22 protein-coding genes are annotated in these 24,851 nt (G+C 45.2%); 14 read left to right on the forward strand and 8 right to left on the reverse strand.

The features are described 5' to 3' along the window. Nucleotide 1: 1 nt before the first annotated feature. The 6 genes from Q7J08_RS06530 (at nt 2) to Q7J08_RS06555 (ending at nt 8,113) form a co-directional block, all read left to right on the forward strand. Nucleotides 2-4,726 (forward strand): DUF3320 domain-containing protein, encoded by a 4,725-nt coding sequence (locus Q7J08_RS06530; protein WP_304910888.1) that lies wholly within the window; start codon nt 2-4, stop codon nt 4,724-4,726. 70 nt (nt 4,727-4,796) lie between these two features. After that, nucleotides 4,797-5,483, forward strand: a complete 687-nt coding sequence (locus Q7J08_RS06535; protein ID WP_304910889.1) for an amino acid ABC transporter permease — start codon at nt 4,797-4,799, stop codon at nt 5,481-5,483. Next, on the forward strand, nt 5,480-6,223 hold the full coding sequence (locus Q7J08_RS06540; RefSeq protein WP_304910890.1) for an amino acid ABC transporter ATP-binding protein: 744 nt from the start codon (nt 5,480-5,482) through the stop codon (nt 6,221-6,223). The genes Q7J08_RS06535 and Q7J08_RS06540 overlap by 4 nt, the downstream gene beginning before the upstream one ends. A gap of 1 nt (nt 6,224) precedes the next feature. Next, on the forward strand, nt 6,225-6,992 hold the full coding sequence (locus Q7J08_RS06545) for an amino acid ABC transporter permease (protein WP_304910891.1): 768 nt from the start codon (nt 6,225-6,227) through the stop codon (nt 6,990-6,992). 45 nt (nt 6,993-7,037) lie between these two features. Continuing rightward, the gene (locus Q7J08_RS06550) at nt 7,038-7,304 is read left to right on the forward strand and encodes a DUF5654 family protein (protein WP_304910892.1); all 267 of its coding nucleotides are present in this window, start codon (nt 7,038-7,040) and stop codon (nt 7,302-7,304) included. Nucleotides 7,305-7,348: 44 nt separating this feature from the next. Further along, nucleotides 7,349-8,113, forward strand: a complete 765-nt coding sequence (locus Q7J08_RS06555) for a carbon-nitrogen hydrolase family protein (protein ID WP_304910893.1) — start codon at nt 7,349-7,351, stop codon at nt 8,111-8,113. 22 nt (nt 8,114-8,135) lie between these two features. Here the strand turns inward: Q7J08_RS06555 and Q7J08_RS06560 are convergent, their stop codons facing one another. Both Q7J08_RS06560 and gmd (Q7J08_RS06565) read right to left on the reverse strand, forming a co-directional pair. Beyond that, a complete protein-coding gene (locus Q7J08_RS06560) occupies nt 8,136-9,488 on the reverse strand; it encodes a mannose-1-phosphate guanylyltransferase/mannose-6-phosphate isomerase (protein ID WP_304910894.1) in 1,353 nt (450 codons plus the stop codon). A 237-nt stretch (nt 9,489-9,725) separates the two neighbouring features. After that, nucleotides 9,726-10,760 carry a GDP-mannose 4,6-dehydratase gene (gene gmd, locus Q7J08_RS06565; protein WP_304910895.1) on the reverse strand — a complete coding sequence of 345 codons (1,035 nt, stop codon included), beginning with the start codon at nt 10,758-10,760 and terminating at the stop codon, nt 9,726-9,728. A 428-nt stretch (nt 10,761-11,188) separates the two neighbouring features. Between gmd (Q7J08_RS06565) and gmd (Q7J08_RS06570) the strand changes: the two genes are divergently transcribed. Genes gmd (Q7J08_RS06570) through Q7J08_RS06585 form a run of 4 tightly spaced genes read left to right on the forward strand, consistent with a single transcriptional unit; the run spans nt 11,189 to nt 15,290 of the window. Continuing rightward, nucleotides 11,189-12,241, forward strand: a complete 1,053-nt coding sequence (gmd, locus tag Q7J08_RS06570) for a GDP-mannose 4,6-dehydratase (RefSeq protein WP_304910896.1) — start codon at nt 11,189-11,191, stop codon at nt 12,239-12,241. After that, on the forward strand, nt 12,242-13,183 hold the full coding sequence (locus Q7J08_RS06575; protein ID WP_304910897.1) for a GDP-L-fucose synthase: 942 nt from the start codon (nt 12,242-12,244) through the stop codon (nt 13,181-13,183). Between the two features lie 7 nt (nt 13,184-13,190). After that, nucleotides 13,191-14,102: an alpha-1,2-fucosyltransferase gene (locus Q7J08_RS06580; protein WP_304910898.1), complete on the forward strand. Its 912-nt coding sequence runs from the start codon at nt 13,191-13,193 to the stop codon at nt 14,100-14,102. Nucleotides 14,103-14,150: 48 nt separating this feature from the next. Continuing rightward, on the forward strand, nt 14,151-15,290 hold the full coding sequence (locus Q7J08_RS06585) for a glycosyltransferase family 1 protein (RefSeq protein ID WP_304910899.1): 1,140 nt from the start codon (nt 14,151-14,153) through the stop codon (nt 15,288-15,290). A gap of 32 nt (nt 15,291-15,322) precedes the next feature. On the opposite strand, the gene Q7J08_RS06590 is transcribed toward Q7J08_RS06585, so the two are convergent. Next, nucleotides 15,323-16,144 (reverse strand): FkbM family methyltransferase, encoded by an 822-nt coding sequence (locus Q7J08_RS06590; RefSeq protein ID WP_304910900.1) that lies wholly within the window; start codon nt 16,142-16,144, stop codon nt 15,323-15,325. A gap of 214 nt (nt 16,145-16,358) precedes the next feature. Continuing rightward, entirely contained in the window at nt 16,359-17,516 is a 1,158-nt protein-coding gene (locus tag Q7J08_RS06595; protein WP_304910901.1) for a glycosyltransferase, read from the reverse strand. A gap of 140 nt (nt 17,517-17,656) precedes the next feature. Here Q7J08_RS06595 and Q7J08_RS06600 point away from each other — a divergent pair, with 140 nt between their 5' ends. The 4 genes from Q7J08_RS06600 to Q7J08_RS06615 are packed head-to-tail and all read left to right on the forward strand — an operon-like array spanning nt 17,657 to nt 21,762. Next, a complete protein-coding gene (locus tag Q7J08_RS06600) occupies nt 17,657-19,129 on the forward strand; it encodes a flippase (RefSeq protein ID WP_304910902.1) in 1,473 nt (490 codons plus the stop codon). 43 nt (nt 19,130-19,172) lie between these two features. Further along, nucleotides 19,173-19,943 carry a metal-dependent hydrolase gene (locus Q7J08_RS06605; protein WP_304910903.1) on the forward strand — a complete coding sequence of 257 codons (771 nt, stop codon included), beginning with the start codon at nt 19,173-19,175 and terminating at the stop codon, nt 19,941-19,943. A gap of 32 nt (nt 19,944-19,975) precedes the next feature. Next, on the forward strand, nt 19,976-21,175 hold the full coding sequence (gene thrC, locus Q7J08_RS06610; RefSeq protein ID WP_304910904.1) for a threonine synthase: 1,200 nt from the start codon (nt 19,976-19,978) through the stop codon (nt 21,173-21,175). Between the two features lie 56 nt (nt 21,176-21,231). Continuing rightward, nucleotides 21,232-21,762: a DUF5803 family protein gene (locus tag Q7J08_RS06615; RefSeq protein ID WP_304910905.1), complete on the forward strand. Its 531-nt coding sequence runs from the start codon at nt 21,232-21,234 to the stop codon at nt 21,760-21,762. Between the two features lie 138 nt (nt 21,763-21,900). On the opposite strand, the gene Q7J08_RS06620 is transcribed toward Q7J08_RS06615, so the two are convergent. The 4 genes from Q7J08_RS06620 to Q7J08_RS06635 are packed head-to-tail and all read right to left on the reverse strand — an operon-like array spanning nt 21,901 to nt 24,762. Next, on the reverse strand, nt 21,901-22,791 hold the full coding sequence (locus Q7J08_RS06620) for a thiamine pyrophosphate-dependent enzyme (RefSeq protein ID WP_304910906.1): 891 nt from the start codon (nt 22,789-22,791) through the stop codon (nt 21,901-21,903). A gap of 1 nt (nt 22,792) precedes the next feature. Then, a complete protein-coding gene (gene porA / locus Q7J08_RS06625) occupies nt 22,793-23,950 on the reverse strand; it encodes a pyruvate synthase subunit PorA (RefSeq protein WP_304910907.1) in 1,158 nt (385 codons plus the stop codon). Next, the gene (locus Q7J08_RS06630; protein ID WP_304910908.1) at nt 23,951-24,217 is read right to left on the reverse strand and encodes a 4Fe-4S binding protein; all 267 of its coding nucleotides are present in this window, start codon (nt 24,215-24,217) and stop codon (nt 23,951-23,953) included. After that, nucleotides 24,217-24,762 (reverse strand): pyruvate ferredoxin oxidoreductase subunit gamma, encoded by a 546-nt coding sequence (locus tag Q7J08_RS06635; protein ID WP_304910909.1) that lies wholly within the window; start codon nt 24,760-24,762, stop codon nt 24,217-24,219. Before Q7J08_RS06635 ends, Q7J08_RS06630 begins: the two co-directional genes overlap by 1 nt. Nucleotides 24,763-24,851: the final 89 nt, after the last annotated feature.

The raw sequence follows: 24,851 nt of genomic DNA on the forward strand, positions 1-24,851 counted from the left end.
CATGGAACAGGGCATCTTGGAACTGGAAGAACTACGCAGCAGGTTACTTGATCTGACGCTCCGCAACAATCTGCTGAACTATAAACCGTCTCCCGGAAGATCTATTGAGGTCATCGACTGTGATCCGGCGGAGATTTATCGGATCCTTGTTCTTGACGAAAAGGGGATGAAGTTTTATCCGTCAAGCAAAGCTGCCAGAAGTGATGCTGACGACAAACGCATCTGGAAGTATCCGACATTCACCCAGACGTCAAAGTATGCCGAGCTGATCCTTCATACCCCCTATACCGATATCGAGCTCCGTAAAAAGCTCTACAGTCTCCAGAACAAAAGCCGGACGGTCTTTGAAGAGCAGGGATATCCTGTTCTCTATCTCGCTTTGGGATTCGTTGAGTGGACCGAACGTGACTACCCTACAAAACCGTTCAAGGCTCCGCTGCTTCTGATTCCGGTGGATCTGGAACGCCAGAAGATCAAAGAGAATTATACGCTTCGCTGGACCGGTGAAGATCCTACCCTTTCCTTATCGCTGATTGCAAAACTTGCTGAACAGGGTGTCATCCTGCCGGATATGGGTCATCCGGAAACGATTGAGGAGATCGTCTCCTACTTTGCCCTGATCCGCGAGACGGTCGCCGAGAAAGACTGGGTTTTTACGCCTGGGACCACGCTGGATCTGTTTAGTTTCCGTAAATTTGTGATGTTCAAGGATCTGGATCTGGCGAGTTGGGAGGGGGTCTCTCCTCTTGAGAAGAACCCGCTGATCAAACGGTTGTTTCATCCTGAAGTTGAGAAAAATCCTGCACCGACCTTCCTGGAGAATGAGGCGGATCTCCGGCTTCCCAGCGAACGCAGTTTCAATATCATGGATGCCGATTCCTCTCAGATTGCCGTGATCGAGGAGGCAAAGGCCGGGAAAAATCTCGTGGTCGAAGGTCCTCCGGGAACGGGAAAGAGTCAGACGATCGCGAACATGATCGCTGAAATGATGGCGAACGGCAAAACCGTTCTCTTTGTCAGCGAAAAGATGGCGGCTCTTGAGGTGGTGAAACGCAGGTTGGATACGGCAGGTCTTTCTCCGTATTGTCTAGAACTTCACAGCCAGAAAGCGAAGAAGGCGGAACTTATCCGCGAACTGGAGAAGAGTATCCGGCAGCCTTCGCCGGAATCGTCCGGTTTCGAGTCGTGTCACCGTCAGATCGATTCACTGAGAACTGAGTTGAGCGGGTATTGCAGTGAGCTGAAGATGCCGATCGGTGCGTGCGGATTCACGCCGTATGATCTGTTCGGGATCCGCGAACAGTACCGGTACGAGTTCGAAAACAGCCCTCACCGGAAAAATTACCGGCTCCAGAAGATCCCGGTAGAAGATGCTCTTGGGATGACGCCTGATGAGTATAAGGCGGCCATTTCTGCTCTGCAGGAGATCGCTGCGTATCTTCCAACGCTTCTCTGTGACGGCACCCCCTTATCCGGCCATCCGTGGGCAATGACCAGGCCCGGGATGATCCTGCCGAGTGATCAGGATGAGATCCGTGAGATGGTGATCACCTATCAGAGCAGGATCCAGGATCTCCAGACAGTTATGCGGGCAATCGCTGATCTGACGGATGTTCCGGTTCCGAGAAGTGAAACCGAGGTTTCCCGCCTGATCGAGACCTGCCGATATCTGCTGAAGGATTTTTCGGTGACGATCGATATCCTGAAAAATCCCCTGTGGGGAAATCAGGCTGAGTTGAATCGTCTGATTGCCAATATGCAGAATCTGTACGATCACAGTTCCCGGATCCTCGCAAACTTTACTCCGGAGATCTTCCTGCGTAATCCCGCCCGTCTCTACTCGGAGTTCCTTGCTTTTGGGGAGAAAGGAACGTTCGGGAAAATGTTTTCCAGCGGGTATAAGAAGCTCAAGGCGGATATTGCCGGGTATTATGTGGGTTCCATGCCGGATGACGCCAAGATCCTCTCGGATCTGAAGGATGCACGCAATTATCTGACCGCACGGGATGAATGGGAGCAGGACAAAGGAGTATATCTATCCCTGTTTGCTCCCGTCTGGAAGGATGAATACACCCACCCCGACTCCCTTCGCAAATATGCCGACTGGGTACTTGCAGTCCTGACAATGGCACAGGAAGGGCTGATCACTCCGCACACGATCGAACTGCTTAGTTCCGGGCAGATCACGCCTGCTTTCCTGTCGCCGCTGTTTTCCGCTCTCGAGGAGACGGTTATCGCTCAAACTGAGGAACGGGACGCGCTTTTTGTTCGTCTTGGGGTGGTCGATTTCGAAACAGATCAGACGTTTGCTTCAATGCGGAAGATCACCGACATCTGGATCACGGAGATCGACCGGCTGAGCGAGTGGAGTAAGTTCCTCACCTTTGCGGAAACCTGTGAAAACACGAAGGCATCTGCCGTGCTGCCTCTGCTTTTCATCGACAAGATCTCGGCAGAGGCGCTTATCCCGGCATTTCTTACCGGCTATGCGGACGCTCTTTTGAAAGAGGCATACCGCGTCCGTCCGCTTCTTGCGAGGTTTGCTCAGGCGCCTCATGAACAGAAGATCAAGACATTTGCCGAGTACGACCGGGCTGCGATCTCAGCAAATGCTGCGAGGATCATTCAGAAGCTGGACAAGTCCGTTCCTGAGATATACACTGGCGCTTCCCGTGACTCGGAGATGGGTGTTTTGACCGGCGAGTTCAACAGAAAACGCGGTCACATGTCGATTCGGACCCTGATGAAAAAGGCTGGCGGACTTATCCAGCAGATCAAACCCTGTTTCATGATGAGTCCTCTTTCGGTCGCCCAGTATCTGGATCCCAGGTCCGTTCAGTTTGACATCATCATCTTTGATGAGGCTAGTCAGGTCAGACCGGAGGATGCATTGGGTGCCCTTATGCGTGGTCGCCAGCTTGTGGTGATGGGCGACTCCCGTCAGCTCCCGCCGACGACGTTCTTTGACCAGATCGCGGGTCAGGATGAGGATGAGGAGGAGTCGGTTGCCGGTGTAAAGGATATGGAGAGCCTTCTGCATGTCTGCAAACAGTCGTATCCGACAAAGAGGCTCCGCTGGCATTACCGTTCGAGGCACGAATCGCTTATCGCAATATCCAATCAGGAGTTTTATGACGGGAGTCTGATGGTCTTCCCCTCACCGCGGCACGAGACGCCGGATCTGGGTCTTTCCTTTGTGCATCTGCCGGATACTATTTACGAACGCGGCAGGTCCGGGGTCAACAAAGGCGAAGCTCAGGAAGTTGCCCGGGCGGTGATCGCGTATTATCAGAAGTTCCCGGATAAAACACTCGGTGTTGCCACCTTCTCTACCCGTCAGCAGGAAGTTATCCGTCATGAAGTGGATATTCTGCTCCGTGATCATCCGGAGATCGAAATGCTGATGCGGCCGGCAAACGGCGAAAACTTCTTTGTGAAGAATCTGGAAACGGTCCAGGGTGATGAACGCGACACGATGCTTATCAGTATCGGGTATGGGTTTGATGAGAATCACCGGCTTTCCCGGAACTTCGGGCCGCTGAATCAGGCAGGAGGCGAGAGACGGCTGAATGTTCTGATCACCCGTGCACGGGAACGGTGTGTGGTGTTTTCGAATTTCCGCGGCGCCGATCTGCAGATCGATGCCGAGTCTTCATCCGGTATTGCTGCATTGTCCCGTTTCCTCACCTATGCGGAGGACCGCTCTTCACTGTTAGGCTGTCCTTCGATCGAGGTTTTGGATGAAGCCGGATACTTCCCGGATTCCATCGCAGTAATGCTTGAGGATAAAGGATACATGGTGTCCCGCAACCTTGGATGTGCCGGGTTCAGGATCGATCTTGCGGTCTTTGACCCGAAGGATACCGGGGTGTATATGGCAGGTATCCTCTGTGACGGGCCAAACTATTGGTCCTCCGAAGTGACGCGGGATCGCGACCGTTTGCGTAGCCAGGTCCTTGAAGGACTCGGCTGGCGTCTCATTCGTGTCTGGTCTTCTGAGTGGTTCCAGCACCCGGCATCCTGCACAAAGATCCTTCTGGACTTCCTTGAAGATGTGCAGAAACCGGTGGAGTCTGTTGTTGAAAAAGTGGAGAAGCCGGTAAAGAAGGCGAAGACTTCAGCCTCTCCGGCTTTGACTGAGGAAAAACCAAAACCATCTGTTGTTAAGGCACCGGAGTATGCGAAGGTGAAAGTCGAGCCGTATGTTTTCTGTACTGAGTGTGATCTTTCCAAGTATCACCAGTTTGCCTCCGTGTCTGACTCTGTACTTGCGACAGCGATCGTCCAGATCATCTCCGTCGAAGGACCCGTTTCTTTGAACGAGCTGAATGCCCGGGTAAAGGAGCTTGGCCGTGTCCCGAAGATGACCCCGGCGATCAAGAAAAAGATCGCTTCGCTCGCGGATGACGAGGTGAATGCCGATCGTCTGATCGTGGATGAGGAGGGATTCTACTCTGTTCCCCAAATGGAGCTGGCGGCACGCGAACGACCGGCTAAGTGGTCTTGTGACGACGTGTCGCTTTCAGAGATCGGTCTTGCGGCCGAGGTCATTCTTGGCAAACAATTTGCGACACCCAAGCAGGATCTTGTCCGGCAGACCGCTCTGGTTCTCGGGTTCAAACTGACTGCACAGGTCAAGGTGCGGGTGGAAAAGGGGATTGATGCAGCAATCTCTACCGGAGCTATCATCACAGACGGTGACAAACTCATCCGGGCAGTGGAATAAAACTTCCATACCTTTTTTCAGATGGAAGGTCCAATAAAATGAGTAACAGTCTTTTGGGTTTTTAGATAATATGTTTGAGTCGATTTCCGCAGTAACGAACTCCGCAGGGTATCTCTTGGGAGGAGTAGGGGTGACCCTTCTTTTAGTGGGTCTCTCCCTCTTAATCGGTTTTATCTGCGGAATCGTCCTGACTCTAGGCCAGGTCTACGGCCCGCAGCCGGTCCGCTGGTTCGTCGGTGTCTATGTCTGGTTCTTCCGCGGACTCCCCAATATCGTCTTACTGTTTTTGTTTTACTTCGCGCTCTTCCCGTTCATGGGCTTTGATATGCCGGTATTCGGTGTGGCCGTCACCGTGTTAGGTCTCAGGAGTGCAGCATATCAGTCCCAGATCTTCAGGGGAGCTATCCAGTCATTGTCTGAAGGTCAGATGCTTGCCGCACGCTCCCTCGGAATGACCCGGTGGCAGGCGATCCGCTCGATAGTTCTGCCCCAGTCGCTTCGTCTTTCCCTCCCCGGCTGGTCGAACGAGTATCCGGTTCTGCTGACGGATTCATCGGTTGCCTATGTGATCGGTGTGGCTGAACTTCTGACCAGAACGAGTCAGGTGATTTCCCGGACCGGTGAGCCTATGCTGCTGTATCTCACCTGCGCAGTCATATTCATTCTGTTAAATTACGGTGGCATGATGATCATTCAATATGTGGAAAAGAAAGTCCGGATCCCGGGATTCGGCAACAACGAGGCTGAGTGTTTATGAGCGATGTCCCTATTCTCAAAGTTGAGAACCTCTGTAAGTCGTACGGCGATCTTGAGGTCCTTAAATCCGTTTCATTCGAGATACACAAAGGAGAGAAGAAGGTTTTCGTCGGTCCGTCAGGTACCGGGAAATCCACGCTTCTCCGGTGCATCAACCAGTTGACCCTTCCCGACAGCGGGTTTGTGTATCTGAACGGCGAGGAGATCGTTAACTCCGGGAAAAAGATCAATGAATATCGGCAGAAGATGGGGATGGTCTTTCAGAATTTCAACCTTTTCGATCATCTGACGGCAGTCAGAAACGTGGAACTTGCCCTGCTGAAAGTGAAAAAGATGGATAAAAAATCTGCACGCGAAAAGGCGATGTATGAGTTGGAGCAGGTCGGCATGGCAGATCGTGCAGCCTTTTATCCCGCGCAGTTATCCGGAGGTCAGGCCCAGCGTGTTTCGATTGCCCGGGCACTTGCCATGGATCCCGAGGTCATGCTTTTCGATGAACCTACCTCGGCTCTTGATCCTGAACTGAAGCGTGAGGTTATGGAGGTAATGCGGACCCTTGCAGCCCAGGGGATGACCTGTATCGTCGTTACGCATGAGATGAAGTTTGCAACCTCCTTTGCTACCGAGATCTACCTGATGGAGAAAGGCGAGATCGTTGAACATGGTCCGCCGTCGGAGATACCGACAAGCCCGAACTTTGTAAAAACACGTGCGTTTATGGGCAGTTACGCAGACGAGTGATATGGATAATCTGACCAATACACCAGTGCCTCTAGACGGGCTGAGCGGATTTTTCCAGAGTGCCCTGGACTCTTTCATCTCCCAGATCCCGTTCTGGCAGGATATTCTGCTTCCTGCTCTCTGGAATGGGTTAGTGGTGACGATGCAGCTCGTGATCATGACGGCGCCTTTCGGGTTCCTACTCGGTCTTCTGGTGGCTGTATCCAGAGTTTACGGTCCAACGCCGGTCAAATGGCTTGCAAAACTGTATGTGATATTTTTCCGCGGCTGTCCGCTTTTGGTCCTGCTGTTCATCCTGTATTTTGGTCTGCCGTCGGTTGGGATCGTCTTGGGCTCGTTTATGTCGGCTCTCGTCGGATTCATTTTGTGTAACTCGGCATATAACTCAGAGTATCTCCGCGGAGGACTTCAGTCGATCAAACGCGGTCAGCTGCTTGCGGCCAGGTCTCTTGGTATGACGAAGGCACAGGGAGTTTTGTATGTGGTGGTCCCGCAGGCACTCCGCCGTGCCCTTCCGGGCGTCTCAAACGAGTTCATCTATCTGATAAAATACTCTTCACTTGCGTATGTGGTCGCGGTGATTGAGCTAACCGGTGCAGCAAAAATCATTGCAAGTAAGTATTTTATGTTCTTCGAGGCTTTTGCGGCCGTGGGTATCTTTTATCTGGTTCTCGTGACGATCACGACGTTAGGGGTCCGCTGGCTTGAAAAGAAGTATGCTATCCCTGGTGTGTCGGGTGTAGTTAGGAAAGTTACAAAAGAGCACTAATTTTTTTAAAATCATTTAAATACTTATTTTTCCTATTTCTCTATCATGTCATTATCTGTAGATGTTATTGATAAACTTGCTGCGCTGATCACCGCGGCTTTTGGTCTGGTTGCGGCTCTTGCATGGAACACCGCGATCCAAGCGGTCTTTAAGGAGATTTTTGGAGACCAGAGCAGTGTCCCGGCAATGCTGGGGTATGCCGGTTTTGTGACGATCATTGCCGTTGTCTTTACGGTCTGGATCGGGTACGTCTCGAACAAGACGAAGGAAAAAGTTGTTAAAGTAAAGTTCGTTAAAGATAAGAAAGAGTAATTCCATCCAAATCTTTTTTTTGTTGGACAAGCGTTATAGTTAGTATGCGAGTCTGTTGTGCCCAGTTGATTCAGGTATGGGATGATGTTGATGCGGCTTTTGTCAAAGCTGATGCTTTTCTTGCAGAAAATTCCCGGAAGGCAGATATGGTGGTATTTTCCGAACAGTTTGCGACCGGGTGGCGACCTGCCCCTTCGCCGATCTCGGGTGAGGCGGTGAAAAATCGGTGGCTTGCCCTTGCAGCGAAGCATAAGGTCTGCGTTGTTGGTTCGTATCAGAAAACCGTGGCGGGAGGTTTGCCGCAAAATACGATGCTCGCGTGCGGTCCGACCGGCGAGGTCATCGTCGAGTACTCTAAGATGTATCTGTTTGTGCCTGGAAAAGAGGATCGGTGTTTTTCACCCGGTGCCGAGCCGGTGACGTTTGAGTACGGCGGCGTCAAGTTCGGGTGTGCGATCTGTTTTGATCTGCGGTTTCCGGAGTTGTTTCGGGAGTATCTGAGATTGGGATGCGAATGTGTTCTGGTCCAGGCTGCCTGGCCTGCTGCACGGGTCGCAGACTGGGAGCTTTTACTTCGGGCGCGTGGACTGGAGAATAGAGGATTTGTTATCGGGGCTGCGTGTATGGGGTATGATCCTGTTTCGGGTACGGATTACTGCGGGCGGAGTATGGTATGCGATTATGAAGGGAGGGTCGTAAGTGATGGAGGTGTGTTTGAAGGAGGATGCTCGGGTGAGGTGGATGTGGATGGGGTGAGGGAGATGAGGAGGGTGTGGGGGATGTGTTCCCACGATTGTTTTCGATCTTGAGAAAAAATAGTGTTCGCATCCATTATTTTCTCTGATAATCATCATCACATCTGACAATATCCTCTTCTGTCAGAAGGTCTCCATTTTGCACTTCGACAACCTCAAGTGGAACATCTCCGGGATTTGCAAGCCGGTGAATTGTATTCGCGGGGACAAATGTGCTCTCGCCAGTTCTGACAAGAAAGGTATTTTCTCCATTCGTGACTTCCGCGATTCCGCCTACCACGACCCAATGTTCACTCCGGTGATTATGATATTGAAGAGAAATTCGTTTGTGCGGAGCGACAACTAGTTTTTTAATAAGGAATGTTTTGCTTCGTAGCAGAGTTGTGTATGTTCCCCATGGCCGATGAACAATAGTGTGGTTAACAACCCTGTCATCATTTTTCTGGCGAAGCTGTTCGGTGATCTCCCCAATCTTCTGCGTCTGATTTTTTGGACAGATCATTAGGACGTCTGCCGTGTCGATGATCGCCATCTCGGAAATGCCAATAGTGGAAATCAGTTTGTCTGATATGATGATATTGTTTTTTCCATCCGGTGTGATGTACTCTCCGTTCACCACATTACTATTAATATCCTTCTCACTTATTGAATATAATGCTTCAAAACTACCGAGGTCGTTCCATGCAGTTGATAATGGCACGACTGCAACGTTGGGAGTTTTCTCCAGCAAACCATAATCAATCGAAATCTTTGGTGTAAGTTCGTATGCCTTTGCTACGTTGTGGCTGAATGCATTGAAAACTTCTGGAGCATATTTCCTGCATTCATCTAAAAAGAAATTTGCTGAGAAACAAAATATCCCGGCGTTCCAGAGGTATCTTTCTTTCAGATATTTTTCTGCAGTATGTTTATCGGGTTTTTCCACAAAGGCCGATACCTTGTAGCCTCCTTCGAGTTTGTCTCCGGGTCGGATATATCCGTATCCTGTGTGAGGGGTGGTAGGGACGATGCCAAACGTGACAATATATTTCTTCGTAAGTTTTTCTGCAGCTTTGATTGCTTGATTGTAGGTTTCCGTCTCATCAAGAAGCTGATCTGAAGAGAGGGCGAGAATTATTGCATTGTTATCTATTTCATGGATCTTAAGGGTGGCATATGTAATTGCCGGGAGGGTATTTTTCCCGCAGGGTTCTTCCAGCACATTGCAGGGAATGATGATTTGATTGAGCTGGTCTTCAACAAGAAACTTGTGTGTGTCATTTGTCACGACAAAGATCTCTTCCGGTTTTGAAAATAAAGAAGCACGCAAAACCGCCTTTTGGAAGAGTGATTTTTCTCCAAAAAGCGGGATGAACTGCTTGGGATAATTACTCCTGCTCAAAGGAAAGAGGCGTGTGCCAAAACCGCCGGCGAGAATTATTGTGTACATAAGGTATCTCCTGTATGTATAATATGAATGATTACAATCAAAAGGGTTGTGTATTTCATAACTCTTAAATGATTTTCATTTATCTGCATTATGAGATTGTTTAAACATCATGGAGTATTATCAGAAGAATCATTTTTAGTTATAGATTCCCAGAAAGAGATACTTTTCATCTAGGTCAGATAGACTCATCGTTCTATCTTATTGAAAAATAAATTTTTGTGTAAATAAAATCTGTTTTTAATCAAAAATCCACCATCTATTTGGGAAATGCTGGGTTATTTTCTGATCTCCTTCTCCTATGGGTTCCAATCCTATGTTGCGCATATCCGCATCAACCATAATTTTTATAAGATCCTGAAAGGTAATTTTTGGGTTCCATCCCAATATTTTGGTTGCTTTTCTGGTGTCAGCAATTACATTATCCACTTCAGATGGACGAAATAACGTTTTGTCAAAATGTATATATTTTTCCCAGTTTAAATCAGCATATTCAAACGCTTTTTCCACAAATTCTCGAATATAATGACTATTGCCTGTTCCAATCGCATAATCATCCGGTGTATCCTGCTGAAGCATGGTCCACATTATTTGCACGTATTCTGGTGCGTAACCCCAGTCGCGTTTCACATCAAGGTTTCCCATGATAATTTCATTTTGTTTCCCTGCAATAATTGATGCAACACCTTGCGTTATCTTTCGAGTAACAAAATCTTCCCCTCTACGTGGAGACTCATGGTTAAAGAGAATACCACTGCAGGCAAACGTATTGTAACTTTCTCTATAGTTTTGGGTGAGATAATGTGCATACACTTTTGCACAGGCATACGGACTTCTTGGGTGAAGAAGTGTTGATTCATTTTGAGGTGGGGGAGTTAAACCGAACATCTCACTACTGGAAGCTTGGTAAAATTTGATATTTTTTCCACTCTTTAGGATTGCTTCCAATAATCTCGCAGTACCAAGACCAGTTATATTTCCTGTGTATGCAGGGCAGGTAAAACTGGATCCAACATGACTTTGTGCTGCGAGATTGTAGACTTCATCCGGCATTATTTCTGTGATAAGAGTTTTAATTAACTTATCATCGGATAAATCGCCGTGATGTACAGTAATATTTTGTGCAGATCCCATATTCTTAGACTTTGTCTCAATTTGGAGGGATTTTCTGCTTAATCCATGAACAACGTAACCCTTGCTTAACAAGAATTCTGCAAGATATGATCCATCTTGCCCGGTAATGCCAGTAATCAATGCTGTTTTTCTAATGTTCATCACTCACGCAGTCAGTGTATTATTAATATATTTTGCTATGTCATCACTGTTTCTTTTGAGATATAATATAATGCAATCTGCAATTTATTGTTTGAATGATTGCTACTAAAATTTTTGCACTTTCCTTAACGTTGTTAGATAAGAGGAGTTGATTCGTTTTATTTGTATGCTCTTGCATTAGAAAAAGTCTGTGAATAACTATTATTCGGTTTTGCAGTGTTAAATTACCTATTAAATCTGTTTAGGTGCAGAGAATAAGGAATGTCTTGTACAAAGTTTAGAAAATAGTCACTAAATTATATGTGTCAGTGAAACTAAAACATTTTTTTTCTTTGTTGAAATGTCTAATGAAAAAAGGTGATTAGACATACTTACATAGTAGAGAATAAGTTGTAAATAGCTTTCTCATCCATATACTAATCAATCAGGTGATTCATATTACAAAAACCGCTTTCATTACAGGTATCACTGGTCAGGACGGCTCCTATCTCGCTGAACTCCTTCTCCATAAAGGATATGAAGTACACGGTCTTATCCGCCGCGCCTCAACATTCAATACCTCCCGTCTTGATCACATCTATCAGGATCCGCATGATGACCCGAAACTGATCCTTCACTACGGGGATCTTTCGGATACAGAACAGATCTCCAATATCATCTACAATATCAAACCCTCGGAAGTCTACCACCTCGGTGCCCAGAGTCACGTGCGGGTGAGTTTTGACACGCCCGAGTACACCGGGAATGTCACCGGACTTGGAACCGCAAGACTCCTTGAAACCATCAGGAAAAGCGGTCAGGATATTAGATTCTATCAGGCATCAAGTTCTGAGATGTTTGGCGCAACCCCACCGCCTCAGAATGAGGGGACCAAGTTCTGGCCCCGCAGTCCGTATGCGTGTGCGAAAGTGTATGCGTATTACATGTCACGTAATTATCGTGATGGATATAATATGTTTGTCTGCAACGGAATTCTTTTCAATCATGAATCACCCCGTCGCGGCGAGACATTTGTAACGAGAAAGATCACCCGTGGTCTTGCAAATATCGTTGCAGGCAAACAGAAGTATCTCTATATGGGAAATCTCGATGCACGTCGCGACTGGGGTTTCTCGCCGGAATATGTTGAAGCGATGTGGATGATGCTTCAGCAGGATACACCGGATGATTATGTGGTGAGTACTGGTCAGACCAACTCGGTAAAAGAATTCCTCGAAGAGGCATTCAAATACGCTGGTTTGAATTGGGAGGATCATGTCAGAATCGATCCGCAGTATTTCCGTCCAACAGAGGTGGAAAATCTTATCGGTGATTCAAGTAAGGCAAAGAAGATTCTTGGCTGGGAACCAAAAGTAACCTTTGGTGATCTTACGAGGCTCATGGTCGATTCGGATTTCCGTGCAGCAAGACTGGAGCCGATAGGTGAAGGCGATGCGGCTCTTGCAAAGTTGTATCCGAATAAATGGTGGGGAGGAGATTAAATGAGTGATATGCATTTTGAAGACAAGATCATTCTGGTAACCGGCGGCGCTGGTTTCCTCGGTTCGAATGTCGTAAAGCATCTCATAACATCAGGCGCAAAAAAAGAGAATATTATCATTCCGAGAAGCCGCGATATCGATCTCCGTGTATGGGAGAATTGTTTATCGGTGACAAAGGGAGTGGATCTGGTGATCCACCTGGCTGCATCCGTTGGTGGTATTGGTTACAATATGAATAATCCAGGGTCCCTTTTTTATGATAATGCAATCATGGGGATCCAATTGATTGAAGCTGCCCGCCAAAATAGCGTGGACAAGTTTGTAGCTGTCGGAACGATCTGTGCATATCCAAAGTTTACGCCGATTCCATTCCGTGAAGAGGAATTATGGAATGGGTATCCTGAGGAAACAAATGCACCTTACGGTCTTGCGAAGAAGATGATGCTTGTTCAGGCTCAGTCGTATCGCCAGCAGTATGGATTCGATGCGATCTATCTCCTGCCGGTGAATCTGTATGGTCCGGGGGATAATTTCAATCTGGATAGTTCCCACGTGATTCCGGCATTGATCAAGAAATTCATTGATGCGAAGGAGATTGGGTCGGATAAGGTTGAGGTTTGGGGGACTGGTGCGGCATCTCGGGAATTTTTGTTTGTGGATGATGCAGCACGGGCCATCGTTCTTGCAGCTCAAAAGTATGATAAGCCGGATCCGGTAAACATCGGTTCCTGTATGGAGATAACAATAAAGGAGCTCGTTGATCTGATTGCAGAACTGACAGATTTTGAAGGTGAGATCATTTGGGATACGAGTAAGCCGGATGGTCAACCGAGACGGATGCTGGATGTGAGTGTAGCGGAAAGGGAGTTTGGATTCAAGGCGAAGGTCGGTTTTGACGATGGACTGAAGAAGACGATAGAGTGGTACACTCAACAACGGTAAGCACTGAATGATCACAGTCAGGTTGCTTGGAGGATTGGGGAATCAGTTATTCCAGTATGCAGTTGGACGTTCCGTCTCTATTGAGAGAGATGATAAGCTCATCCTAGATTCATCATTTTATGATTATCCACATTGTTGGACTGCCAAAAGAGAGTGTAAACTGAATCATTTCAATATTACAGGTAATTTCATTCATTACTCCAGATTACCTGCTTCATTAATGTCAGTTATATGTCAGGGTGCATGGAAGATGCCGAAGATGATTAATTTTGTATCCGAAAATCTATTTCAAAAGATTCCTAGTCCGATTTACCATTCTCATTATATCCATGAAACCATGTTTGAATCACAACCAGATAAATTTGATCTGGTAGGAAATCTCTATCTTGATGGGAATTGGCAGTCTGAGAAATATTTTGATAAATACGCTGTTGTTATCAAAAATGATTTGCGAGTATTAACTTCTCCTTCTCCTGAAAATATAAAGTGGGGTGAATTTATTTCGAAGCATAATACTATTTGTTTGCATGTACGTAGGGGAGATTATGTAACTGATTCTGTTGCAAGGCAACATGTAGGTACTTGTAGCATTGACTATTATAATAGAGCGATTAATTATATTGTAGATAGGGTTGATAACCCCGCATTTATTGTTTTCTCTGACGATATCCTTTGGACACGTGAACATATTCCAATTTGCTTTCCGGCATATTATATGACACATAATAATGGTGAGACTGATTATGAAGATTTGCGCTTAATGTCACTATGTAATCATTTTATTACGGCAAATAGTTCATTTAGCTGGTGGGGTGCCTGGCTTGGGGATTATGAGGATAAAATTGTAGTGTGTCCGGAGAGATGGTATAATGATGGGACGAAGAATAATATTATCCCGGATAGATGGATAAAAATTTAGACTGAGATAATTATGCAAATAGTTTTTTTATTAAATGAGGAGTATTGAATGAAAGTATTATATGATTATCAGGCATTTTTGCGGACAAAATATGGTGGAGTGCCCCGGTATTTCTCTGAATTGATTCAATGTTATAATGTTGAGGATATAGAACCGATCGTTCCCCGTGGGTATTGTCGAAATGAGGATTATCGGAATCTGTATTTTTCGGAACGAAAACCAGTAAACTGGCGCTTGCGTGATTCCATTGTGGACATGATGTATAGTCACTTTCATGTTAGTCCGGCAAAATATCTTTCAGGGATAAAAAGGCTTAGTCTCTCACAAATAAAGAAAGGGGATTTTGATATATTTCACCCAACATCATTTGATTCGTATTTTCTAGAGTATATTGGTAAAAAACCCTATGTACTTACCATTTATGATTTAACGTATGATATTTATCCGGAGTTTTTTCCCTTGTCAACGGATGTACGTGCAAATATGCACGTACTCGTAGAAAATGCAACCCATCTAATTGCTATTTCAGAGTGTACCAAGAATGATTTAGTTACATATTACAACGTAGATCCTGATTGTATTGATGTTGTGTATCTTGGTTCTTTATTTGAGAGATATTTAATTTCCCCAACATTATCGTTAGATGAGTCTAACAATAAATATCTGCTTTATGTCGGAGAACGTGGTGGATATAAGAATTTTTACCATTTTGTAAATGCTATTCATCCAATTCTTCAAGCGAATCTCTGTGAATTGGTGTGTGTCGGAGGCGGGCAGTTTAGTGGAGATGAAGTGAAATTTTTGAAATCTCTTGGAATTCTGCATAAGGTTCATCAGGAGTTTGTAAGCAATGAAAAATTGATTTCATTATATCAGCATGCTGTCGCATTTGTCTATCCATCTTTGAATGAAGGCTTTGGTTTGCCCACATTAGAGGCATTTTCTTGTGGTTGTCCTGTAATTTGTAGTAATACGAGTTGTTTCCCGGAAGTTGGCGGCGATGCAGTAATTTATTTTGAGCCAAAATCTGCAGAATCCATAAGAAAGGCTGTTTATCGGGTTCTTTATGATAATAAATTACGAAATAACATGATATCTGATGGTTACAAGCAACTCAATAATTTCTCCTGGAATAAATGTGCGGAAGAGACTAAGAGAGTTTATCTAAAGGTGCTTGATTCAAAATAAGATTCTGAGTGAAAAAGAGGATTACATTTCCATCAGTTTTTCGTTGCTCTGATTACACCACGACGGAGATAGGGTGGGCGAATAACATCTAATCCAACAATCATATAACCTTGGGAATGTTTTGTGACAAAGCCATGTGAACGAAGAAGGTCCCCAAGCTTTTTTTCATCGTCATGATAATGATACGTACATGTAGCTACTTTTTTGATGCTATGTGACGAAAGTATCTTTTCCGCTCCGCACAGAAGACGTCCTTCATATCCTTCAACATCAAGTTTCAGGAATGTTGGATATTCTTTGTCTGCAAAATAATCATCTAATGAAATATTCATATCATCTGTTATATCTGAGAGATATTTCTGAACAATGACTACTTTATTGTTCCATGGAGCAAATGTTGCTTGTAATGGCTCCATCCATATCTCTTCAGGTTCAAATAGATAGAGTTTTTTGACTCGATCAACAATATTTAGTCCAAAATTACCCTCGGCCACTCCGCAATCAACTACGATATCATCATTTTGCACATCAAATGTTTCTGTTAAATATCGGTGGGGTGATTGTGGGTGTTGCTCGATCTCCTGTAATCCGTAATAACTCCTTTTAATTCCATAATCACTCATTGAACGGGGAAAATATAATCGTTTACCATCCAAAAAAGTATACGGAAGCCCTCGATCCCTATCATGTAATACTTCTATCGCTTCAAATTTAGCTGTGTAGTCTTCATTGAATAGTGATCCCCACTCGTAGGGATGCATTGTTATACCACATATGGGAAGATGATTTAGAACCTCGGCAATCTCAGAATCAACATCAATATTTGCATAATATTCTTGGATGAATGAGATCATTTTTGCGTCTTTCAGTAATTTCCTCCATGCTAAGTATCGCCGTGCAAGAGGATATAACTGAGAGGGTAGCAGTGTTTCGCCGAGTGAAATTATTTTTTGATTCAAGTTAACTCACCCATAATATAAAATAAAAATGTCTGCATAACATTAATATTTATCACTATGTCATATATCACATCATATTATGGGATATCTAAACGTTGCTGAATAATGATTAAAATGATTCTGTTTTATTAAGGATTTTCTCAACAAAATCTTCATAATCTTTTGAAAACATTTCCCGTGTGTGATATTCTCTAGCATAAGACCATGATTTATATGACATAATTCTGAGTTCTTCAGTTGGTTTTTGAGATAATGAAATTACCGCCTCAATAATTGCATCTATGGTGTTTTCAGATAATGTACATCCAAAATCTCCAGTGTCAACTCCGGATTCATAACTGATTATAGGAATTAATCCGGCATGCATGCAAGATATTACACTTCCTGCCTGTCCTTCAGAGCATGATGGATATATCAGTCCAACTGTATTCTGAATAGTATCCAGAAAGTCCTTACTGTCTAAAGATACAAATCCTAGTGTTTTTATGTTTGATGATTGATAAAGTTCTTTGAAATATGCATTTTCAAAGTCTTTCTCCATGTCAACTGGTCCGCATACGATTAAGTTATAATCTGGCAATTGACTAAAAGCTTCCAATACTAAATCAAGTCCTTTATGTACCATCCCTGTACTCCCAAGCCAAAGATAATTTTTGTTAATTTTTGTGAAATCTTTTTCATAATGGGGAAAGAGAAGTGATGTTGAGAGATGTATGGGATATAAGACCTTTTTTGAAAAGGCGTATGTATCCTGCGTAAATTTGTTGCCCAGTATTGTTGCACAATCTGCGTATTCAATGCCATTACATGGAGTAACTTGGCGTCTTGGTTTTAGTGAGAAACCTCTTCTTGATTTCAAGTCAGAGAGTCGTTTTGTTTCAGCAGTATTCTGGAATTTCCAATGTGCTCCGGTGATGTGCAAAATTTTTTTGGAATTTTTCAGAAATGGGGTTAGACGTTCCATATTTGCATGTATATCAATGAATATTGCGTAGTTTCTTTTTGGAATAAAATGAGTGTTATTCCAATCAATCACATCTACATTATATCCATGTTTTAACCATATGTTTGCCATTTTTCTGCATTCCCATTTATTGGAATGATGATTAAATCTGGAATTATTCGGACTCATTCTAAACGGATTTGTGATATATGATAGTAAAACAAATTTTTTACTGTTATTTTGGTTATTTAAATGAATTATATTGGGGTGGAGTATTTTTGATATTATAAATCGTGCATATTGTATAAGTTCAGTAATGCTCATATTTAACCTGATTCTCTACTTAGGGGGCATGCTCAATTAATATCTAAACAGTGAAAATATTCATGGTTACATCTTTTATTTATAGTATACTTATTTCATCTTCATGGGCATATAAATTAGGAGTAGTCAACTCATAATATATGTCAAATCCTATCGTTTCCAATATCATGCGTATTCCGGCAATACAACGCCAGAGCACCTTATCCCTCATCTCAACGATAGGTATAACTCTTTTTGGATTCATCTCCACCATGCTCTTTTCCCACCTTCTTGGAAAAGATCTGATGGGAGTTTACTATCTTTTTCTTGCTTATTATGGGGTATTCAATATGATCGGGGATGGGGGATTTGGTCAGGCCGCCGTTAAACGAATATCCGAGGGAAATGATCAGAATGGATATTTGACCGCTTATACGACTCTTCGTGCTCTTCTCATCCTTGTTTCGACTCTCCTCCTTCTTTTGCTTAGTCCATACTTTATCGATCTGCAGTCGTATGATCTTGTTCTCTGGATCATCATTGCACTTTCAGCCTCATTTTTTGGTCACACTGTAACCTATGGTGTTTATGGTTTGGGTCATGTTGGAGTATACAGTTTATCTAATGGTATTAGTGAATTTTTCAGAATCTTATTCCAGATCATAGCTGTTCTTCTAGGATTCTCTGTTTTCGGCTTATATGGTGGATTCATTGTGGGCATCCTCATATCCGGTATTATCTGTCTCAAATACTTCACTTTTAAACCTGCAAAATTCAGTTTTCGTCACATTAGGAGCCTTGCCACGTATGGATTCTGGATATTTCTGATCGGGACCGGATCCATAGTTTTTGCATATGCTGATACTATTTTCATAGGTTACTTCATGACCAATGGTGATGTGGGAGTATATCGTACCGCATATCAGTTTACCTCACTTGCTGCATTTCTTTCAGTTGCAATTGCTACGACTCTCACCCCGAAAATAAGTCATTGGAGTGCAAATAATCAGATGGACAAAATTGCTCCTGTAATCACCCGTGGGATAACCTTCTCTCTACTATTAGCCATTCCAGTGGCTTTTGGCGGCATCCTTCTCTCAGAACGATTGCTATACTTCTTCTATGGGGCCGATTTTGCAGAAGGGTCAACGGTATGTTCGATTCTTCTCATCATGCAGATAATCTCAGTGTTCACCCTGCTTCTTGGCGTTGCACTTACTGCATCTGATCATGCCCGCCAGGCATTCTATGCCGCCAGCATCGCTGCTCTCCTTAACATTGCTCTAAATGTGACTCTGATTCCGATCTTTGGGATCAATGGGGCTGCATTGGCCACACTTATTAGTTTCAGCCTGAACGCTATCCTGATTTCGCATCTCCTCAAAAGATACATTTCCATCCGCATTGAACTCCTCCCGATTGCTCACATAATCATCGCTTCTCTCATCATGGCCCTCTTTGTATTCATTTACATACAATTTGTCCCTCTTGACAACGTAGTCGTCACCCTTATCCTGGTGGTCATCGGCGCTCTTATCTACGTCTTCGTCTTACTCAAACTTGATCACGGTATTCGTGATGAAATTGCCGGCATGGTAACAACTTTCGGGCTCCCCTGGCCCAAATGGCTGTAACCCCTCTCCTTATTTCCCTATAAAAGAAATACTTCTCCAACAAATGAAAGGTATAACCCATATCACCCTCACCATGGCAACAATGCTCGTTATCCTTGCGCCCTTAACTTATTCTCTCCTCACTCTGGAATCAATTCCAGCTGTGCTTATTCTCCTCCTTGGCACTTTCTTTGGCTCCCTCACCCCTGATATCGATAAAGGCAAAGAAGCCGCGATATATCATTCCGAAATTCCCGGAGCCGGCGGCAGAAAATTTCATCTCACGCCGGTATTCGGCTATGCTCTCTACTATACCTGCTACAAACCACTTCAATTTCTTTTCCGCATACTCTTCGGTAAAAAAATATATGCTATAAACGGACATCGTGAACTTCCCCACTCACCAATAGGTATTTTTCTCATCTCAGCCCTCGTTACATTCTATATCTGGCTCATATGCTTCGCGCTTTCATTCGTTCCGTATCTGTATTTCCTGTATAACAACTCCCTCATTTATGTGTTCGGCTCGGCATTTCTCCTAGGCTGTTTCCTTCACTTACTTGAAGACACCTGTGATAATTCCGGGATCCATTACTTCTATCCATTTTGCTTCAGTCGCCTGCGGGGCAGGGTCAAAGGAGACGGCACCGATGCACGGCCAAAGATATTTGTCGTCATCCTGCTGATAGCTGCTGTTGTTCTCATTGCTCTATCTCTCACTGGCATCATCCCTGCAGAATTGGTCTATCCGACAACACTTATGGTCCCGATTGTACTATGGGTCATCTTCCTGAAAGCATCAGGTGTGCCGGCGAAAAAAGAGATCCGGGAATAAGCTTCTAATCCTGAAGAATCAAATACATAATCATGTATAAACTCGTCTGTGTACACTGCGGCGCTGAGTATCCCCCTGACGCTATAGTGTATAATTGTGAGAAATGCGGCCATCTGCTTGCAGTCAAATATGATCTGAGCAAGATCACGATCACCCATGAAGAACTTTTAAAGCGCCCGATCTCTCTTTGGCGCTACAAAGAGTTCCTGCCGGTTAAAATCGAACCCGTCACCCTCCAGGAGGGTGGAACACCGCTCTACCATCTGAAAAGACTTGGTGAAGAGATGGGTCTTACCAATCTGTATGCAAAGCACGAGGGCATGAATCCATCGGGATCTTTCAAAGACCGCGGCATGACTCTTGGTGTTTCCATGGCAAAACAGCTCGGTAAAAATATCGTTGCCTGCGCCTCCACTGGAAACACTTCTGCATCTATGGCAGTTTATGCAGCAAAAGCGAATATGCCGGCTATTGTTTTACTCCCAGCCGGTCACGTTGCGCTTGGAAAAGTTGCCCAGGCACTTATGCATGGTGCGAAAGTCATCTCGATTCGAGGTAACTTTGACCGCGCGCTTGAGATGGTTCACGAACTCTGTCTCTCCCATGGGATCTATCTGCTGAACTCCATCAATCCTTATCGTCTTGAAGGACAGAAGACCATTGGGTTTGAAATTGTCGATCAGCTTGGCTGTGTTCCCGACAGGATCGTTCTGCCGGTAGGAAATGCCGGTAATATCTCTGCTGTCTACAAAGGACTTTGTGAGTGGAAGGAGATCGGATACATTGACCGTCTTCCGAAGATGACTGCAATCCAGGCTGAGGGCGCAGCTCCGGTCGTTGCTGCAATCAAAGGTAATCTTTCTGAGGTCGTTGTTGAACAGAACCCTGAGACGGTTGCCTCGGCTATCCGTATCGGAGCTCCAGTGAATGCTGAGAAGGCTCTCCGTGCAATTCGTGAGACCGGTGGAACTGCTGAGTCCGTGACCGATGCTGAGATCCTTGCTATGCAGCGTGATCTCGCCAGATACGAAGGTATCGGTGTAGAACCCGCATCTGCAGCTTCGGTTGCAGGTATTCGTAAGATGGCAGCGATGGGACTTCTTGACAAGGATGAAAAGATTGTCTGTGTCGTGACAGGTCACCTGCTGAAAGATCCAGAATCCGTAATCAAACAATGCGCCCCACCAATCGAGATCGACCCGACCATCGAAGCACTGCTTGCTGTATTGTAAGCATCTTTGTGATTCTACTTGCTTTGTTTGCAGCTCCTGCGGCTGCAAATTCTGCAATGTATTTTGTATCGGATGACGGGACCGTTCTGACGGCGAATGCTACTCTGATCAATCAGAGTACATTTCTCCTAGTGAAGCCGGGATTTTTAGGTGAGGAGGTCGCCCTTTCCGTCGACAATCTGACGATCCAGAACGAGAGCGGTGTTGTCGAATTTACCCAGAATGGAAAAACCGTCTCGTTTCCAGCAGGGAACTACACGTTGAATTATTCTGCAAAAATCGAGAACGGCCTGGTTTATCTGAGATATGCCGAGCCGTACAATGTTTCGGTCTATCTTCCTGAAAGGTTTCAGACAGGACATCTGATCTTAGGTACGGTTGGTAATGGAGGGGTCGTATCTTCTTCAGACAACGTATCCTATGGTTCGATGGTCACCTTTGAGAATACGAATACTGCCTCTCTCACATTTTATGACGACGTGCGCGAACCACTTCTCTATCTTTTCCTAGGGATATGGGGAGTTGTGTTTATGATTGCAGGCGTCAGGTATCTGAGACTGAAAAGAAAGCCGATGCCGGATTTCTAAAAACCGACTATTTTCCTTTCTTTTTTACGTTTTTTAAATCACTCATACCATCTTTGATTTGTGTGAGTGTCTGCAAATGTATTTTGGCTAAGTGAATTGATTTGAAAAAAAGATTGGAATTATTTTCTGATACTGATCTTATTCAATATCAATGCCGTACTTCTTGGCATTTTTATCTGCGATGGCCTGGATCTTTGCGATCTCAGCATCGTTTCTTACGGGTTTGAATAAGTGACGGAAACGTTTCTGGGCTTTGAGATAATCATCGACCGGAACTCTCTTCACTTTTTTAACAGTTGTAAGTTCTCCGTCAATGACTTCGTAATTGACCCAGAGTCCGCATGCGACTGCCATTCTCCCGATCTCCATTGTTTTGGCGCCGTCATATCCCCATCCTGTACAGCACGGTGTGTGTACCTGGATATAGCAGGGACCTTTGATGTTTCTTGCCTTTTCGACCTTCTTCATCAGATCGGCGGGGTAAGCCATGGATGCTGTTGCAACGTAGGGAGAACCGTGTGCGACGAGGATCTGCGGGTAATCTTTCTTCGGCAGGCTGTTTCCTGTCGAACATTTTCCAGCTGGAGATGTGGTCGTGTCTGCATCGTACGGTGTTGATCCTGACCGCTGGATTCCTGTGTTCATGTATGCTTCATTGTCGTAACAGATGTACGTGAAGTCATGTCCGCGTTCAAATGCACCGGAGATACACAGTGTTCCAATGTCGACGGTTGCTCCATCTCCTCCGAAGATGAGAATCTTTTCTGTGTCCAGGCGCCCCTGCTTTTTGAGGGATGCTTCGATACCTGATGCTACTGCTGATGCGTTTTCAAACAATGAGTGGATCCAGGGAGTTTTCCACGCTGTTTCCGGATATGGAGTAGAAAAGACTTCCAGGCATCCGGTTGAGTTGACTACGATTGTGTTCTCGCCGTAACCTTTCAGGATCATACGAACTGCAGATGATACTCCGCAGCCGCCGCAGGCTCTGTGCCCGCACTCAAAGTTTTCAATAGATCTGTCTACCATTTCAGAGCACCTCCTCACGTAATCCGTAGAACATGTCGCCTTCACCTTTCTCAGCGAGTTCAACGATCTTCTTTATGTCTTTCTTTCTTACATCACGGCCGCCAAGACCAAGGATGTAATCGTAGACCGGTATGTTTGAGCCGTAACAGGCTTCTTTGATTTCGATTGCAACGGCCCCTTTTGCACCAAGACTCACATTTTTGTCGAGTACTGCGATGGTGTTGACATGAGCGAGAGCTTTTGCCACGTCGGTCGACGGGAATGGACGGAAGCAGCGGAGATTTAAGAGTCCGACCTTCTTTCCGTCAGCACGCATCTCATCAATTGCATCTTTGACGGTCCCGCAGATGGAACCCATTGCAACTAATGCGATATCGGCATCTTCGAGTTTGTAACCAACGACGAGTTCAGAATAGTCGCGGCCGAACATTTCGCCGAACTCTTTTCCGTATTTTTTAATGGCTTCTGCTGCGCGATGGACTGCCTGATCATGTTCGTACCGGAACTCCATGTAGTATTCAGGTGTTGCATACATACCAAAGGAGATCGGATCCTTTGGATCGAGTTTCTGATAGGGATTGAAGGGTCCAAGGAATTCATCAACGAGTTCCTGTGACGGGAGATCGACCGGCTCATACACATGAGAAAGAATGAATCCGTCAAAGCAGACGAATGCCGGAAGCAGAATATTGTGGTCTTCGCAGACTTTGTAAGCGAGGATGTGCATGTCGATTGCTTCCTGGTTGTCTTCTGCATACAACTGGATCCAGCCTGAGTCTCTCATCATAATAGAGTCCTGCTGGTCGTTCCAGATAGAGAGCGGTGCAGAAATTGCACGGTTTGCAATACCCATGACGATCGGGAGTCTCATACCAGCTGCATTGAATACGACCTCCGTCATTAATGCGAGACCCTGTGAAGTGGTTGCTGAGTAAACTCTGCTTCCTGCGGTTGATGCCCCGATACAGGCAGAGAGAGCGGAGAATTCAGACTCCACACAGATATATTCTGCGTCAAGTCTTCCATCTGCTATGATTGATGCAAGTCCTTCAACGATATGTGTCTGGGGAGTGATCGGATATGCGGGGATGACCTGTGGTCTGCAGAGACGAACGGTTTCCGCGATGGCGATTGAGCCCTCCATTATTTCCATAGTCATTTATTTTTCCTCCTTAACCATGCTGATAGCCTTTGCTTTGTCTGGACATTCCTCAGCACACATACCGCATCCTTTGCAGTAGTCAAGATCAATAGAATAGGTCTTGTCAGGATTCTGATTGATGCATCCCTCTGGACATATCAACTGACATGTTCCGCATTTCGTACATTTTTCCGTGTCCATAATCGGATAGAATACCCTCCATGAACCGGTTTTGTTGTTTCTGCTGTTACCAGGACGTGCCGTACAGCCAATTCCAAGTGCCATTATTCGCGTCCCTCCTTTATCATTGCATACGCACGTTTTGCTGCGGCGATGTTGGTGTCTGCCAGTTTCTTGTCGAATCTCTCTTTGATTGCTCCTTTGAGAGCTTCGAGCGTGATCTCTCCGCTTGCTGCAGCAAATGCACCCATCAGAGTTGTATTGGTGATGGGGAGTCCTATTTCTTCAAGGGCAATCTTGGTTGCGTCAATGGTGATCAGTTTGACACCTTTTGGGAGATTGTATGCTCCGTCTTTTTCGGTGTTGATAATGGCAATTCCCCCCTCTGACATGCCTGAAAATACATTCACATCGTGAATTAACGTACTGTCCTGGACGATGATGTAGTCCGGTTCATATATCTGACTTCGAAGGCGGATTTTTTCATCGCTGAACCGCACAAATGCCTGCACGGGGGCACCGCGGCGTTCGACACCAAACGCCGGGAATGCCTGGGAATAGACGCCTGCGGTAAATGCTGCTGTTGCTATTAATTCGGCAGCCGTTACCGAGCCCTGTCCACCTCTTCCGTGGATGCGTAGTTCTCTCATAACACTTATATTTATCACGATTAATCAATATGAATTTACTGTTTGCAAATTTCCCTAAAAAAGACCGCACTTTGAAAAAAGAGATGCAT

This window comes from Methanocorpusculum sp. (assembly GCF_030655665.1).
Lineage (GTDB): Archaea > Halobacteriota > Methanomicrobia > Methanomicrobiales > Methanocorpusculaceae > Methanocorpusculum.

Bases quoted from the DNA above. Each gene is read 5' to 3' on its own strand.
- Q7J08_RS06530 (WP_304910888.1), top strand. From the start codon at position 2: ATGGAACAGGGCATCTTGGAACTGGAAGAACTACGCAGCAGGTTACTT.
- Q7J08_RS06535 (WP_304910889.1), top strand. From the start codon at position 4,797: ATGTTTGAGTCGATTTCCGCAGTAACGAACTCCGCAGGGTATCTCTTG.
- Q7J08_RS06540 (WP_304910890.1), top strand. From the start codon at position 5,480: ATGAGCGATGTCCCTATTCTCAAAGTTGAGAACCTCTGTAAGTCGTAC.
- Q7J08_RS06545 (WP_304910891.1), top strand. From the start codon at position 6,225: ATGGATAATCTGACCAATACACCAGTGCCTCTAGACGGGCTGAGCGGA.
- Q7J08_RS06550 (WP_304910892.1), top strand. From the start codon at position 7,038: ATGTCATTATCTGTAGATGTTATTGATAAACTTGCTGCGCTGATCACC.
- Q7J08_RS06555 (WP_304910893.1), top strand. From the start codon at position 7,349: ATGCGAGTCTGTTGTGCCCAGTTGATTCAGGTATGGGATGATGTTGAT.
- Q7J08_RS06560 (WP_304910894.1), bottom strand. From the start codon at position 9,488: ATGTACACAATAATTCTCGCCGGCGGTTTTGGCACACGCCTCTTTCCT.
- gmd (WP_304910895.1), bottom strand. From the start codon at position 10,760: ATGAACATTAGAAAAACAGCATTGATTACTGGCATTACCGGGCAAGAT.
- Q7J08_RS06575 (WP_304910897.1), top strand. From the start codon at position 12,242: ATGAGTGATATGCATTTTGAAGACAAGATCATTCTGGTAACCGGCGGC.
- Q7J08_RS06580 (WP_304910898.1), top strand. From the start codon at position 13,191: ATGATCACAGTCAGGTTGCTTGGAGGATTGGGGAATCAGTTATTCCAG.
- Q7J08_RS06585 (WP_304910899.1), top strand. From the start codon at position 14,151: ATGAAAGTATTATATGATTATCAGGCATTTTTGCGGACAAAATATGGT.
- Q7J08_RS06590 (WP_304910900.1), bottom strand. From the start codon at position 16,144: ATGATCTCATTCATCCAAGAATATTATGCAAATATTGATGTTGATTCT.
- Q7J08_RS06595 (WP_304910901.1), bottom strand. From the start codon at position 17,516: ATGAGCATTACTGAACTTATACAATATGCACGATTTATAATATCAAAA.
- Q7J08_RS06600 (WP_304910902.1), top strand. From the start codon at position 17,657: ATGTCAAATCCTATCGTTTCCAATATCATGCGTATTCCGGCAATACAA.
- Q7J08_RS06605 (WP_304910903.1), top strand. From the start codon at position 19,173: ATGAAAGGTATAACCCATATCACCCTCACCATGGCAACAATGCTCGTT.
- thrC (WP_304910904.1), top strand. From the start codon at position 19,976: ATGTATAAACTCGTCTGTGTACACTGCGGCGCTGAGTATCCCCCTGAC.
- Q7J08_RS06615 (WP_304910905.1), top strand. From the start codon at position 21,232: ATGTATTTTGTATCGGATGACGGGACCGTTCTGACGGCGAATGCTACT.
- Q7J08_RS06620 (WP_304910906.1), bottom strand. From the start codon at position 22,791: ATGGTAGACAGATCTATTGAAAACTTTGAGTGCGGGCACAGAGCCTGC.
- porA (WP_304910907.1), bottom strand. From the start codon at position 23,950: ATGACTATGGAAATAATGGAGGGCTCAATCGCCATCGCGGAAACCGTT.
- Q7J08_RS06630 (WP_304910908.1), bottom strand. From the start codon at position 24,217: ATGGCACTTGGAATTGGCTGTACGGCACGTCCTGGTAACAGCAGAAAC.
- Q7J08_RS06635 (WP_304910909.1), bottom strand. From the start codon at position 24,762: ATGAGAGAACTACGCATCCACGGAAGAGGTGGACAGGGCTCGGTAACG.